The 14,160-nt window shown below is 39.3% G+C and carries 12 protein-coding genes; 8 read left to right on the top strand and 4 right to left on the bottom strand.

The genetic code is table 11. The features are described from left to right. Nucleotides 1-71: 71 nt before the first annotated feature. Both betB and betI read right to left on the bottom strand, forming a co-directional pair. On the bottom strand, nucleotides 72-1,544 hold the full coding sequence (gene betB, locus RMB06_RS17900; RefSeq protein WP_075382446.1) for a betaine-aldehyde dehydrogenase: 1,473 nt from the start codon (nucleotides 1,542-1,544) through the stop codon (nucleotides 72-74). Then, nucleotides 1,537-2,160: a transcriptional regulator BetI gene (betI, locus tag RMB06_RS17895; RefSeq protein WP_005070763.1), complete on the bottom strand. Its 624-nt coding sequence runs from the start codon at nucleotides 2,158-2,160 to the stop codon at nucleotides 1,537-1,539. Before betI ends, betB begins: the two co-directional genes overlap by 8 nt. Nucleotides 2,161-2,424: 264 nt before the next feature. Between betI and RMB06_RS17890 the strand changes: the two genes are divergently transcribed. The 4 genes from RMB06_RS17890 (at nucleotide 2,425) to RMB06_RS17875 (ending at nucleotide 7,627) form a co-directional block, all read left to right on the top strand. Continuing rightward, nucleotides 2,425-4,047, top strand: a complete 1,623-nt coding sequence (locus RMB06_RS17890; protein ID WP_002117782.1) for a BCCT family transporter — start codon at nucleotides 2,425-2,427, stop codon at nucleotides 4,045-4,047. Nucleotides 4,048-4,168: 121 nt separating this feature from the next. After that, complete coding sequence (locus tag RMB06_RS17885; RefSeq protein WP_218660223.1) at nucleotides 4,169-6,235, top strand: choline transporter; 2,067 nt, start codon at nucleotides 4,169-4,171, stop codon at nucleotides 6,233-6,235. Between the two features lie 11 nt (nucleotides 6,236-6,246). Further along, a complete protein-coding gene (locus RMB06_RS17880) occupies nucleotides 6,247-6,861 on the top strand; it encodes a MarC family protein (RefSeq protein WP_002117499.1) in 615 nt (204 codons plus the stop codon). 250 nt (nucleotides 6,862-7,111) lie between these two features. After that, nucleotides 7,112-7,627, top strand: a complete 516-nt coding sequence (locus RMB06_RS17875; protein WP_005070756.1) for an acyl-CoA thioesterase — start codon at nucleotides 7,112-7,114, stop codon at nucleotides 7,625-7,627. A gap of 131 nt (nucleotides 7,628-7,758) precedes the next feature. Here RMB06_RS17875 and RMB06_RS17870 read toward each other — a convergent pair whose 3' ends face one another. Continuing rightward, a complete protein-coding gene (locus tag RMB06_RS17870; RefSeq protein WP_000761577.1) occupies nucleotides 7,759-7,959 on the bottom strand; it encodes a hypothetical protein in 201 nt (66 codons plus the stop codon). A 501-nt stretch (nucleotides 7,960-8,460) separates the two neighbouring features. Here RMB06_RS17870 and RMB06_RS17865 point away from each other — a divergent pair. Beyond that, complete coding sequence (locus RMB06_RS17865; protein WP_311080632.1) at nucleotides 8,461-9,459, top strand: GTP-binding protein; 999 nt, start codon at nucleotides 8,461-8,463, stop codon at nucleotides 9,457-9,459. Between the two features lie 45 nt (nucleotides 9,460-9,504). Here the strand turns inward: RMB06_RS17865 and dctA are convergent, their stop codons facing one another. Continuing rightward, nucleotides 9,505-10,767, bottom strand: coding sequence for a C4-dicarboxylate transporter DctA (dctA, locus tag RMB06_RS17860; protein WP_068530328.1), 1,263 nt, complete (start codon nucleotides 10,765-10,767; stop codon nucleotides 9,505-9,507). A gap of 189 nt (nucleotides 10,768-10,956) precedes the next feature. On the opposite strand from dctA, the gene RMB06_RS17855 reads away from it, so the two are divergent. From RMB06_RS17855 to pgaB, 3 genes are all read left to right on the top strand, one after another. Continuing rightward, a complete protein-coding gene (locus RMB06_RS17855; RefSeq protein WP_005075397.1) occupies nucleotides 10,957-11,487 on the top strand; it encodes a YaeQ family protein in 531 nt (176 codons plus the stop codon). An 87-nt stretch (nucleotides 11,488-11,574) separates the two neighbouring features. After that, on the top strand, nucleotides 11,575-11,913 hold the full coding sequence (locus RMB06_RS17850; protein WP_002117532.1) for an FKBP-type peptidyl-prolyl cis-trans isomerase: 339 nt from the start codon (nucleotides 11,575-11,577) through the stop codon (nucleotides 11,911-11,913). Nucleotides 11,914-12,156: 243 nt separating this feature from the next. Further along, nucleotides 12,157-14,151: a poly-beta-1,6-N-acetyl-D-glucosamine N-deacetylase PgaB gene (gene pgaB / locus RMB06_RS17845; RefSeq protein WP_311080628.1), complete on the top strand. Its 1,995-nt coding sequence runs from the start codon at nucleotides 12,157-12,159 to the stop codon at nucleotides 14,149-14,151. The last annotated feature ends 9 nt before the right edge of the window (nucleotides 14,152-14,160 follow it).

Raw genomic sequence — 14,160 nt, 5'->3', positions numbered from 1 at the left:
TTGCCTGAGCAATCTATAAAGACTGCTCGGCATATGTGATTTAGGTTGAAGTGTTTAAAGCGATGGAGGCATTAAAAAATGCTTTGATAATCGCCAAGTTCAACTTGAATAGATTTGATACGGGTATAGTGCCCAAGCGTGGTCAAGCCATTTTCGCGGCCCACACCAGATTGTTTATAGCCACCGACTGGCATCTCGGCAGGCGATTCGCCCCAAGTGTTAATCCAGCAAATACCAGCTTCAATTTGGTGAATAATGCGATGAGCGCGGCTAATATCTTGAGTGACCACACCGGCAGCTAAACCAAAGGTCGTGTCGTTAGCACGTTGAATCACTTCTTCTTCAGTTTCATAGCTTAAGATGCTCATGACAGGCCCAAAAATTTCTTCTTGAACAATAGCCATCTGGTCAGTACAGTCGCTAAATACAGTCGGTAGTACATAAGCGCCTTTGGCAAGTTCGCCTTCTGTAGCACGACCACCACCAATTAACACTTTAGCGCCTTGTTGTTTGCCTGACTCAATGAAAGACAACACTTTTTCCATGTGAGGGAAGCTAGTGAGTGGACCGAAGTTTGTGTCTTCAGCCATTGGGTCACCAATGCGAATACGTTTTACACGCTCTACAACCGCTTTTTCAAAGTCGGCTAGAAGTGATTTTGGAACAAATACACGCGTACCGTTGGTACATACCTGACCTGAGCTAAAGAAGTTCGCCATGACTGCAATATCTGCTGCACGGTTCAGGTCGGCATCTTCACAAATAATCAGTGGAGATTTACCACCGAGTTCCATGGTTACTTCTTTTAGCGTAGAACCAGCAGCACTTGCCATGACTTTTTTGCCAGTTTCCACACCACCAGTAAATGAGATTTTTTCAATCACAGGATGTTCAGTGAGCCACTGACCGATTTCACGACCAGCACCTTGCACCACGTTAAATACGCCGTCTGGTACGCCAGCTTCTGTATAGATTTCTGCAAGTTTAAATGCAGTGAGTGGAGTGGTTTCACTTGGTTTGAAAATCATGGCATTACCCGCAGCAAGGGCAGGGGCAGATTTCCATAAAGCAATTTGAATTGGATAGTTCCAAGCACCAATACCGGCAACTACGCCTAAAGGTTCACGGCGTGTATAAAAGAAACTTGATTCGCGAAGTGGAACTTGTTCACCTTGAATGGCTGTTGCAAGTCCTGCGTAGTATTCGAGTACATCTGCGCCAGTCACAATATCGACTGTAGATGTTTCGCTAAAAGCTTTACCTGTGTCGAGTGTTTCAAGACGGGCAAGCTCATCATTACGTTCACGAAGAATGTCGACAGCACGACGTAAAATACGTGAACGTTCCATGGCAGTCATGGCAGCCCAGATTTTTTGTCCTTGTTGGGCACTTTGTACAGCAGCTTCAATATCTTGTTCAGAAGCTTGTTGAAGAGTCGCGATTGTCTCGCCGTTGGCAGGGTTAATACTATTAAATGTTTTACCACTGGTTGCTTTAACGTAGCGTCCATGGATATACAATTGATGAACTTGTACATCACTCATTTTGTCTCTCCTGCAAAGGCTTGTTCGCAAATTGCAATTGCGTTTGTACATAATCGTAAGCAATGGAACGAGCAAGGTTGCTGTCAAATTCGTTATGACGGCTTAAACTGCCTCGTAACCATAATCCATCAATCAATGCTGCCAAACCTCTAGCGGCAACACTGGCCTGTTGTTCATCCATTAACTTAAGAAAATAAAATTTCAAGTTGGAGTACAGGCGTTGATCATTAATCTTTTGTAAGCGGCTTAAGTCTGGTACATGCATACTTGCTGACCAAAAGTCCAACCAGACCCGCATTGCTTTTTCATTGACCTGACTAATGTCAAAGTTAGAGTCGATAATGGCCTTAATCTGGCTCTCTGGATGCGAATCTGCTTCTGCTCTGTACTGTTCGGTTTTACGACGCAGAACATTTAACATTTCTTGCATACAGGTATTTATCAACCCTTGTTTGTCGCCAAAATAATGGCTAACAATGCCGGTCGACAGCTCGGCTTTTTTTGCAATTTGTGCAATGGTGGTATTGGATAACCCCACTTCATAAATTACGTCGAGTGCAGCGTTCATGATTTCTTCACGTCGCACATGTTCTGGTTTTACTCTGCGTTTTGTCATGGTTGTCCACATCAGCACTTTTAGTGGTGCTTAAAATTCAACATGTTAACTTGCAGAGCATCATAGCACTTTTTTATCATACTTGTTATTGATTGAACGTTCAATCAATAACAAGTATGATATGTAAAAATCAATGAATTTTTGAAGATAACTTCTAGAATAAAGAGGTGAAATCAAAGGTTCTTAAGGATAGGATGATGCGCATAAGTACATTACTTATCACGTTATTTTGAGAAAAATACACCGATTGCAAGGAGCAATAAGATGGTGTTGAAAAGTGATGGATATTCTTCAGACCATATTCGGTTAAATCGTTTCGTATTTTGGAGTTCAGCCATCAGTATTGGCATTTTTGGCCTACTTTTTGTGCTGTTTCCAGAAAAAAGTCAGTTTTGGCTGACTTATGTACAAGAGCAAGTAAATCACTTTTTTGGGTGGTATTACATGCTGGTTATTGTGCTGTGTCTGGGTTTTGTTGGTTGGCTCGCTTTTTCAAAAGTAGGGCAGATTCCTTTGGGAAAAGATGACGACAAACCAGAGTTTAGTTATTTGGCTTGGACTTCAATGCTGTTTTCGGCAGGGATTGGTATTGCGCTACTTTATTATGGTGTGGCCGAACCGGTTGACCATTTTTTAAGACCGCCAGAAGGTGAGGCAGGAACGATTCAGGCAGCCCGTAATGCGATGACTTATAGCTTTTTGCATTGGGGGATTCATGGCTGGGTGCTGTATGCATTGCTCGGAGTTACTTTAGGGTACTTCGCTTTCAGACAAAACTTGCCATTAGCACTGCGTTCAGCACTTTACCCAATTTTTGGAGAGCGAGTGCATGGCTTGGTGGGCGATTTTGTCGATGGCTTTGGGATTTTAGCGACAGTTATTTCCTTGGTTACCAACTTGGGAATCGGAGCGTTAGTGCTTGTATCGGGCATTTGTTATTTACTTCCGCAAATTCCGGATAACTCTGCGACTTTAATTACTGCCGTGCTCATCATGATGTTCGTTGCCACGATTACGACAGTGGTGGGTATTGAAAAAGGTTTGGCGTGGTTGTCGCGTATTAATTTACGTCTGCTATATGCCTTACTTTTATTTGTATTTTTAACGGGTCCGACTAACCATTTATTAAATGGTCTGGTACAAAATACTGGCGATTATCTCAATAATTTTATTGGTAAAAGTTTTGATATGTATTTGTACAATCAAAAAGCCAGTGGCTGGTTGGGTTCGTGGACTGTATTTTATTGGGCTTGGTGGATTGCATGGGCGCCTTTTGTCGGTATGTTTATTGCCCGCATTTCAAAAGGACGTACCATTCGTGAAGTAGTATTGGGTGTATGCCTGATTCCACTCGGCTTTACACTGGCTTGGATTTCGGTTTTTGGAAACACTGCAATTTATTTTATCTTGCAGCAAAAACAGAAAGTATTAGGTGATATGGTCTTAACTGATCCAGCATTATCTTTATTTAAATTACTCGAATATCTGCCGTTTAATCCTTACGTTGCAGGTATTGTTGTTGTAATTTGTTTCGTTTTATTTTTGACACCAGTTGGCTCTGGTACACTAATGATCGCTAATTTGTCCTCAAAAGGGGGCACCAATGATAGTGATTCACCGATCTGGTTACGCGTCTTTTGGTCTGTGGTAATTACCATTGTAAGTATTGGCTTGCTTTTAGCCGGTAGTTTTAACTCCATGCAAAGTGCTGTGGTGTTATGTGGTTTACCATTTTCAGTCATTATTTTGCTTTATATGTTTGGTTTAGCCAAAGCGTTAAAGCAAGATGATTTTGACCCTCAATTAGTGAAAAAACAGTTAGCTGTTTCAAAAGACATTTCAGTCCCATCGAATTGTGACCAGAATAAAGTGACCGAGGTTTTATAACCTCAATCGATCACATCTATATATTATTTTTTTGCGTTTAAAGTCGTCTTTTCATTGTTTTAAATAAGAGTGAAAAGACGAAATTAAATATTTTGTTTTTATTTTATTCCTTGAGGATTGTATGGCAACAGATAATCCAAGAGCAGTTGATGATTTAACATTATCTAAATCTAAAAAAGACCCGCTCAACCGTGTGGTTTTTTATTTTTCAGCTGTACTTATTTTAATTTTTTCTCTCGTCACGTTTTTGTTCAACGATTTTGCAAATCGAGTCATGAATGCCGTGCTTCAGTGGGTAACTTCAACTTTTGGTTGGTATTATCTGCTTGCCGCAACATTATATATGGCCTTTGTGATTTTTATTGCCTGCTCAAGATATGGCAGTATCAAATTAGGACCTAAGCATTCAAAGCCTGAGTTTAGTTTGCTCAGTTGGTCTGCCATGCTGTTCTCGGCGGGTATTGGTATCGACCTCATGTTCTTCTCGGTCGCTGAACCACTATCTCATTACATGCAACCTCCGGTCGGAGTAGGTCAAACCTATGAAGCAGCACGCCAAAGTATGGTTTGGACATTGTTTCACTATGGCTTAACCGGTTGGTGTATGTATGCCTTGATCGGTATGTCATTGGGATATTTCAGCTATCGTTATAATTTGCCGCTTACCATTCGTTCTGCACTTTATCCAATCTTTGGACAAAGAATTAATGGTGCGATTGGACATAGTGTAGATACGGCTGCCGTGATCGGGACAATTTTTGGTATTGCGACGACCTGCGGGATTGGAGTAGTACAGCTGAATTATGGCTTACATGTGTTATTGGGGTTACCAGAAAATATCTGGATGCAATTTATCCTGATTGCTGTTGCAGTGGGTATTAGTATTATTTCGGTGACATCTGGGGTCAATAAAGGCCTGCGGATTTTATCTGAAATCAATATTTATGTTTCGGTCGGGTTATTGCTGTTTATTTTATTCTTGGGAAATACCGAGTTTTTACTTAATGCCCTGGTCCAAAATATTGGTGACTATTTAACTCGTTTCCCTGCTTTAGCATTACAAAGTTTTGCTTTTGAACAGCCTAAAGAGTGGATGAGTAGTTGGACTTTCTTCTTCTGGGCGTGGTGGATTGCTTGGTCTCCATTTGTAGGACTCTTTTTGGCACGTATCTCAAGAGGACGTACCATTCGTGAGTTTGTATGCGGTACCTTAATTATTCCACTTCTATTTACACTTACGTGGTTATCTATTTTTGGTAATAGTGCTCTGCACAGCGTTATTTTTGAAGGCAATCAAACCTTAGCAGCGACTGTGTTAGCAAATCCGGCTCATGGTTTTTATGACCTGTTAGCGCAATATCCAGGTTTTACCTTTATTGCTTCAATTGCCACTGTAACAGGGCTTTTATTCTACGTGACTTCTGCCGATTCGGGAGCTCTGGTTTTAGGTAACTTCACCACTAAACTCACTAATATCGATAATGATGCTCCACGTTGGTTAAGCGTGTTTTGGGCAGTGGCGATTGGTTTACTCACATTAGCCATGCTCATGACCAACGGCATTACCGCCTTGCAAAACGCAACTATTATTATGGGTTTGCCGTTTAGTTTTGTGATGTTCCTTGTGATGGCAGGGCTTTATAAGTCACTCAGACTTGAAGATTACAGGCATGCTAGTCGCAGTATGAATGCGGCACCAGTGGTAGGGAACGTTGATATTCTGAACTGGAAACAGCGTTTAACTCGAGTCATGCATCATCCGGGAACCACTGAAACACAGCGCATGCTAGATACGGTGTGTTTGCCAGCTGTTCAGGCTGTTGCTGATGAGTTGATTAAGCAGGGTATGAATGTGGACGTGCAGCAAACCCCGCTTGAAGATGAAGATACGCTTTACCATTTAGATCTGACTATCCATTTGGAAGAAGAGCAAAACTTTGTTTATCAGATCTGGCCTGTACGCTATAGCGCGCCGAACTTCAGTCAGCGTGTAAAACGAGGCAAACAGTTCTATTTCCGACTTGAAACCTATCTTTATGACGGCTCGCAAGATAACGATCTGGTTGGCTACAGTAAAGAACAGGTCATTAACGATATTTTAGATAAATATGAAAGACATATGACGTTCTTACATATTAATCGTATTAGCCCCGGGAATCGTCCATTGTTCCCAGATCCACAAGCTTAAGAGGAAAATGCATGGCTTCTCCTTATCTACATTCTTTTGCTTTATTTTTCTCGTTGCTCAATCCATTTTTAATGAGCATTTATATGATTGGCCTGATCCGCCATTCAGAAGCCAAGGTGTTTAATAAAGCACTGATTCAGGGAAGTTTGATTGCTTTTGTCGTATTCATGCTATTTGCATGGGGCGGCGAAACAATTTTTAGTAAATATCTGAATGTACGTTTTGAAGCCTTTCAGATTTTTGGAGGCCTTATCTTTTTGGTGATTGGCTACCGCTATGTGTTTCAGGGTGCCGACACCATTGGAGAAATGCGTGGTGCTCCAGAACATCTGGCTGGCACCATTGCCATGCCGTTTATGATCGGTCCAGGGACTATTAGCGCTGCGGTAGTCACAGGAATTGAAATGTCAATTGGTGAGGCAGCGCTAGTGATTGCTTTCACCTTGTTTTTAACTTGCAGTATTTTGATTTTGATGAAATTTTCACATGATCATTTACGCTATAAACATGCCAAACATATTGACCGTTATTTTGATATTGTCGGGCGTTTATCTGCTTTATTAATTGGTACGATCGCCATTGATATGATCATTAATGGTGTGACAGGCGTCATTAATAAAGTTTAGCAAGTCACTCATAAGAACCTGCTATGCCATTGAACATGGAATAAAATGGCATAGCATCTTCTAAAAAATTCTAAGATAAATAAAACAGCTTTAAAAAATAACTTTAAAAATAGTGTCTTAAAAAATTAAATTTTAAAAAACAATCAAAGATATTAAAAAATACAATGCTATGTTGTGGATTTAAGCATGTTTTTTTTGTGAATTATCAACCATAATGTTGACTGAGCTTGTTTTAAGACAGAGTTGAGCTATGCCTACATTAGATGAAATGACCACAGCAACTGATGATCAGTCTGAATTGACGATGTCAGTTTTGATGACGCCTGATATGGCAAATTTTTCAGGTAATGTTCATGGTGGTACGATTCTAAAACTACTAGACCAAGTCGCTTATGCTTGCGCAAGTCGTTATTCGGGTGGCTACGTGGTGACTTTATCTGTAGATAAAGTAAATTTTAAAGAACCTATTTATGTAGGTGAGCTGGTGACCTTCTTGGCAAGTGTTAACCATGTAGGTCGTACTTCAATGGAAGTCGGAATCCGTGTTGAAGCGCAAAATATCCAGAAGAGGACAGTGCGCCATACCAATAGCTGTTATTTCACGATGGTTGCTGTTGATGAACAGGGCAAGCCATGTGAAGTACCTCAATTAAATCTCAATACAGAATGGAAGCGTTGCCGCTTTGAAGCTGCTGAGCATCGTAAGGTTTTACGTCTTCAAGAAAACCACAATCCATCTTGTAGCATGTATAAGAAAACTTCTTAAAAAAATACATCGAATTAAAAAAGGATCGAACCGCAGCATGGTTCGATCCTTTTTCTTCTTTACCAAAATTCAGCGTCCATTTTTCATTTCAGTAAAATTATCTCTGAGCTTGGAGGAGAATGCTGAGAGAATTAACGAGTTGCAGGAGCAGCTTCAGAAGCAGAACCTACAGCATCAGATGCAGCATTTGCAGTGTTTGCTTGTTCTTGAGTTGAAACAACAACTTTTTCTTCACCAGCAGTGTTATGTGCTTGGTCGTGCTTAGAAGCAGCAAAAGTTGAAGCAGCAGTTAAAGCAAGTGTAGTAGCGAGTAAAGTTTTAGCTAATTTCATTTTATGGCATCCTTAAATTTCATTTAAAAATAAATTAAACCTAATCGTTCATACCTACCTGAAACCTGTATGGCTGAATGACTAAGCTAGGACACATGCTAAGCCGAGCTTGGTATTACATCAATTAACTTAACAATCTATTACGGCTATCTTAACAATATGAAATATACGGGTCATTTATGTGAGCAATCTGTAAAATAAAAGGGCTTAAATACACCTTAAAATGTGAAAAAATATTTCTTATCGAGTAAAAAAAAGCCAACTGTGTTACGTAAACCTAACACTCTGGCATGAATTGTGAATGCGCCTAAATAGAATATTCCGTTTGAATTATAATTATCCAGAGTTAATATAGATTTTAAATGAGATGTATGTCACATATTAACTATTTTGGCCCGATATATTGAAAAGTATATCTTCAAAGTGAAAAATCATTTTCATGCGACTTAAACAGTGATATATCTTTCTTAGTTTTTTGAACCTTGTTGATTTGAGCCGCTTGTGAAACTGATAGCTCCAAAAACTGTTCCCACCCATATTATTTCCGGTTTTTTAGGGGCAGGAAAAACCACATTATTACAGCATTTATTAAGCCAAAAGCCTAAAGATGAGGTGTGGGCTGTATTAATGAATGAGTTTGGGCAAATTGGAGTAGACCAACAGCTCTTACCCCAAGATGAAGGGTATGCAGTCAAAGAGCTATTAGGGGGCTGTCTATGTTGTAGCAGTCAATTGCCGATGCATATTGCTTTAGCACGGCTATTGAGTGAACAAAAGCCAGATCGACTCTTTATTGAGCCGACTGGACTTGGGCATCCTTCTCAGTTATTTGACCAACTGACTGAGCCTCATTGGCAAAGTAGTTTAGCCATGCGGGCACTGATTACGGTGATCGATGGTAGTCGTTTGCATGATACCAATTGGGTTAAACAAAACCTTTATGAAGATCAGTTAAAAGCTGCCCAAATTGTAGTGGTGTCACATACAGATGTGATGAATTTTGAAGATGATCAGGCGCTTGAGCTATTAAAAGACGAATACCAACCTTATCACCAAGAGTGGATTAAGATTGAACATGGTCAGTTAGCTTTAAATAAAATTGATATAGCTGCTCGTTTAACTGAGCGATCTATACAACCTTTACTTAAAATTCAAAAGCAAATGACTGAAACCGAAGTCGCAAAGGAAATTAATCAATTACCTTATCATTATGTCGAGTCGGCACAAGGTTATATTGTGGCAGGTTGGAAATTACCTAAGCGCTGGAAATTCGAGTTTTATGCTTTGCTAGATTTATTATGTGCACAGCAAGACTGGCTCCGAATTAAGGGAATTTTTAACACAGATCAAGGATGGAAGGTTTTTAACTTTAATCCTGATCAGTTTAATTATAAGTCAGGTGAAGAGGGTATTGATAACCGGATTGAAATCATTAGCGAACATAACCATGATTGGTTGGCTTTTGAAACAGCATTACTTGCCTGTCAGCTTGAAGAGTAGAGAACATTAAACCAAAAGTAATTCAATGTTCTCTGAAGAGTGGGATTAAGGTTTGCTATCTAACACAGCTTTAGCTTGCGCATGGTCAATATCTTTTTCCCAGTGAGCAATCACTACGGTTGCGACACAGTTACCAATTAAGTTGGTACAGGCACGAATAATTCCAATAAACCAGTCCACTGAAAGTAGAAGCACTAAGCCAATTGCAGGGAGACTTGGTATCACTGAAAGCGTGGCTGCAAGAATAACTAAAGCCGAGCCGGGAATGCCGTGCGCCCCTTTAGATGTGATGAGTGAAACCAGCAAAATAGCCAGTAAGTCATGCATAGACAAATTAATATTGCAGGCCTGTGCAATAAAGATCACGCCTAAAGTTAAGTAAATTGAAAAGCCATCTAAATTAAATGAATAACCAGTTGGAATAACCAAACCGACAGTTGAATCTTTAATTCCCAAATTTTTGAGTTTTTTCATAATTTGAGGAAGAACAGAGTCAGAAGAAGCGGTACCTAAAACAATAGCGAGTTCATCTTTAAAATAACCCACAAATTTAAAAATGTTGAAACCAGCAAGTTTTAAAATCGAACCTAAAACAATAACGACAAATAAAATGCAGGTTGCATAAAACAGTAAAACCAAATAACCCAATTGTAAGAGTGAATCTAAACCAAATTTAGCAGTGGTATAGGCGACTGAACCGAATACACCAATTGGAGCTAAACGAATAATAAGTCCCATAATTTTAAAGAAGACTTCTGAAAAAGCTTCAAGTGCTTGACGTACCAGCTCTGCTAAATGTTTTGGAATTAAAAGTAGGGAAACACCAAATAAAATAGCGATCAATAAAACCTGTAAAATATCGCCGTTTGCAAAAGCGGCAGTGAAGGTTTTTGGAATAATATTGAGTAGAAATTCCGAACCCGTATGCATTTCGTGGGCACGTTCGGTATAGGTACTTAAATCTTTTGCATCTAAATGGCTAATATCGATATTCATACCGACGCCCGGTTTAAATACATAGGCCACAATAATGCCTAAAATTAAAGCAATACTGGTCACCACTTCAAAATAGAGAATCGTTTTTGCACCGACTTTGCCCATTTTTTTAATGTCGTTTGCACCATAGATTCCCAGTACAACAACACAAAACACAATTGGTGCAATCAGCATCTTAATTAAAGAAATAAAACCATCACCTAATGGCTTTAAAGATAGGGAGAAATCATGAAAGCCGATTCCAACTGCAACCCCAAGAAAGAGAGCACAAAGAACCTGTAAAAATAAACTACGCTTGAGCTTTAGCCACATAAGTCATCAATTTTAGCAAGAGGAAAATATCTCTCTCTAAAGCAAAAAGCCGGCCAACTATAAAATAAGCTGAGCGTTTTGGAAGAATATGCAAATTTCACATGACTATGCTTTGCATTGTTCAGTTTTTTTATAATTTTTTACCTAAAATCGAGTATCCTTAGCGCCAAATTTTTGGACATATTAATCATGGCGCTTAAAGCAACAATTTATAAGGCAGACTTGAATATTGCCAATATGGATGACCATATTTATGGTGATTATCAACTGACGCTTGCCTTGCATCCTTCGGAAACTTTAGAACGCTTAATGGTTCGTTTGATGGCTTTTGCCCGTTTCGCAAGTGATGAGCTTGAGTTTACTAAAGACCTTTTTGAAACTGACGAGCCAGCATTATGGCAAAAAGATTTAACGGGTCAGTTAGAAACATGGATTGAAGTTGGCTTACCGTCTGAAGATAAAGTCAAAAAAGCCAGTGCGCGCTGTAAAACAGTTGCGCTTGTTGTGTATGGCACACAAGTCGAAGACTGGTGGAAACGAAACAGTAAAATTAAAACGTTAAGTAACGTTCAGGTGTGGCAAATTGCTCCTCAAAGTACAGCAGAGCTTGAACAACTTTGTGAACGTACAATGCAGCTTCAATTAAATGTCATGGACAACGAGTGGACGCTTTTAGGTGAAAAGGGCCAGGCAAGTGTTGTGTGGACACAGTTACAGTAACATAGAAAAGCGCAACAAATTCTACAGATTCAGTTGGTACACTAAGTACCAGTTGCGATTTTAAAGATTCAGATTAAGGGGTAAACCATGTCAAATGAATTAGAAATTATCGATTTAAAAGTAGGTGAAGGCAAAGAAGCGGTTAAAGGTGCTTTGATTACAACTCACTACACAGGTTGGTTAGAAGACGGCACAAAATTTGATTCTTCAATTGATCGCGGTAATTATTTTGAATGTGTGATTGGAACAGGCCGTGTAATTAAAGGTTGGGACCAAGGCATTATGGGAATGAAAGTTGGCGGCAAGCGTAAATTAATCGTACCTGCTCATTTAGCTTATGGTGAGCGTAAAATGGGTAAGATTATTCCCGCTAATTCTAATTTAATTTTTGAAATTGAATTATTCGATGTCAAAACTCGTGACTAGTGAAAATTTAAAGCCCTTTAGGGGGCTTTCTTGTTTATATGAGCTTTAAATATAAATACATTATTAATTTATATTTTAGCTTTTTAAATATTTAAGATTATTTTCAGATTATTTGATTATAAATGCTGACTGAAAAACTGTTCATTTATAGGCAGTGTGATATTAAGACCAAATTTCAAAAAGTTTGTGGCTTAACATCAAATTTCACATAAATAATCTATATTGATATCGAGACGCTATTTCATGACTATCCGCTTTGCATCTCCTTTGTTGAACATATCACTTGGCTTGGCTTTGGCTGGCTTGTCGGGTATGGCATTAGCCAAACCACCTAAACTGGACGCATCAACACTTACAGTTATTGGTTATCATGAAATTACCGATACTAAAAATGCATTAATTCCTCAATATGCAGTAACGACGCAACAATTTACACAGCATGTTGAATGGCTGCAAAAAAATGGATTCCATTTTATTACGGTTGATCAGTTGATCCGTGCTCATCAAGGTAAATTTCAACTACCTACAAAACCTGTTCTATTAACTGTAGACGATGGTTATCAATCTTTTTATCAAAATGCTTATCCTGTTATTAAAGCTAAAAAAATCCCTGTGGTACTCGCAGTGGTTGGTTCATGGTTAGAGCCAAAAGCAGGGCAGAAAGTCGATTTTTCAGGGGAAGAAATTCCTCGCGATAAAATCTTAAGCTGGGGTGAGCTTAAAGAGATGCAAGATAGTGGCTTTGTAGAGATTGCAAGCCATAGCTACCATTTGCATCGCGGTATTACAGGCAACCCACAAGGCAACTCTGAACCTGCTGCAACAACCCGTTTTTATGACGCAAAAACTCAAACTTATGAAAGCGATGAACAGTATCAATCACGTATCTATAACGACTTAAAGAAAAATAATGAGCTACTCAAAGCTCATGGCTTACGTTCACCACGTATTATGGTCTGGCCTTATGGTCGCTATAATATGCAAACAGTTCAAATTGCTAAAAAGCTTGGTATGCCAATTACCATTACACTTGATGATGGGGCTGATCACGCAAAACAATCTCTACAAAATATGAGCCGTATTTTGGTAGAAGGCGATATGACGACTGATGATTTGGCTCAAGAAATTAAAAATCGTGAATTGAATTTAACGGATAACAATCGTCCGCAAAAAATTATGCATATCGATCTGGACTATATTTATGATCCAGACCCGAAACAGCAAGAACGTAATTTAGGTCACTTGTTAGACCGAATTAATGCGATGGGTGTAAATACTGTCTATTTACAAGCATTTTCAGATCCAGATGCGAATGGCTCTGCTGATATGGTGTATTTCCCAAACCGCCATATTCCAATGCGTGCTGACTTGTTTAACCGTGTTGCATGGCAAATTCAAACGCGTACGCCTGTAAGTCGTATTTATGCGTGGATGCCTTTATTGGCATGGGAACTACCAAAAACTGATCCAGTTTCTAAAGACTTAGTTGTGACAGAACAGGCAAAATCTGGTGAACACCTCAACATGGGGTATATCCGTTTAAGTCCGTTCTCAGCAGACGCACGCCAAACTATTCGTGAGATTTATCAAGATTTGGCTAAGTCATCTTCATTTAACGGAATTTTATTCCATGATGATGTCACCTTATCTGACTATGAAGATGCAAGCCCAGAAGCATTAAAAGCCTATGCAAAACAAGGCTTGCCAACAGATTTGGCAAAAATCCGTGATAACGATCAAGATTTGCAAAAATGGACTGCATATAAGACAAAATATCTAGATGATTTTGCAATGCAACTCGTTGATGACGTGCGACAATATGAACCGTTCTTGCTCACCGCACGTAACTTATACGCGCAAGTTGCTTTAAAACCATACGCAGAAAACTGGTATTCACAATCGCTTGAAGAGTCATTAAAACGTTATGACTTTACGGCTATTATGGCAATGCCTTATATGGAACAGGTAGATAATGCCGATCAGTTCTATAAAGATATGGTTGATCGCGTGAAACAATATCCAAATGGCATTAAGAAAACCGTTTTTGAATTACAGGCAACTGACTGGCGTAAAAACGAAAAGGTACCTTCAACTGAAATGGCTGCAACAATTCATTCTCTTTATCAGCAAGGTGTAATGCATGTCGGATATTACCCAGATGACCCAATTAAAGATCATCCGGATGTGGACACTATGCATAAAGCATTTGCTGAAAAATCATCTCGTCTTGTGCCGTAGTTGAGGCTA

This window comes from Acinetobacter sp. V104_13 (assembly GCF_031798995.1).
Lineage (GTDB): Bacteria > Pseudomonadota > Gammaproteobacteria > Pseudomonadales > Moraxellaceae > Acinetobacter > Acinetobacter pittii.
The sequence above is the reverse complement of the archived record's forward strand: the minus strand, read 5'-3'. Positions and strand labels throughout refer to the sequence as shown.

Excerpts from the sequence above, each read along its gene's own strand:
- betB (WP_075382446.1), bottom strand. The coding sequence starts at position 1,544 with ATGAGTGATGTACAAGTTCATCAATTGTATATCCATGGACGCTACGTT.
- betI (WP_005070763.1), bottom strand. The coding sequence starts at position 2,160 with ATGACAAAACGCAGAGTAAAACCAGAACATGTGCGACGTGAAGAAATC.
- RMB06_RS17890 (WP_002117782.1), top strand. The coding sequence starts at position 2,425 with ATGGTGTTGAAAAGTGATGGATATTCTTCAGACCATATTCGGTTAAAT.
- RMB06_RS17885 (WP_218660223.1), top strand. The coding sequence starts at position 4,169 with ATGGCAACAGATAATCCAAGAGCAGTTGATGATTTAACATTATCTAAA.
- RMB06_RS17880 (WP_002117499.1), top strand. The coding sequence starts at position 6,247 with ATGGCTTCTCCTTATCTACATTCTTTTGCTTTATTTTTCTCGTTGCTC.
- RMB06_RS17875 (WP_005070756.1), top strand. The coding sequence starts at position 7,112 with ATGCCTACATTAGATGAAATGACCACAGCAACTGATGATCAGTCTGAA.
- RMB06_RS17870 (WP_000761577.1), bottom strand. The coding sequence starts at position 7,959 with ATGAAATTAGCTAAAACTTTACTCGCTACTACACTTGCTTTAACTGCT.
- dctA (WP_068530328.1), bottom strand. The coding sequence starts at position 10,767 with ATGTGGCTAAAGCTCAAGCGTAGTTTATTTTTACAGGTTCTTTGTGCT.
- RMB06_RS17855 (WP_005075397.1), top strand. The coding sequence starts at position 10,957 with ATGGCGCTTAAAGCAACAATTTATAAGGCAGACTTGAATATTGCCAAT.
- RMB06_RS17850 (WP_002117532.1), top strand. The coding sequence starts at position 11,575 with ATGTCAAATGAATTAGAAATTATCGATTTAAAAGTAGGTGAAGGCAAA.
- pgaB (WP_311080628.1), top strand. The coding sequence starts at position 12,157 with ATGACTATCCGCTTTGCATCTCCTTTGTTGAACATATCACTTGGCTTG.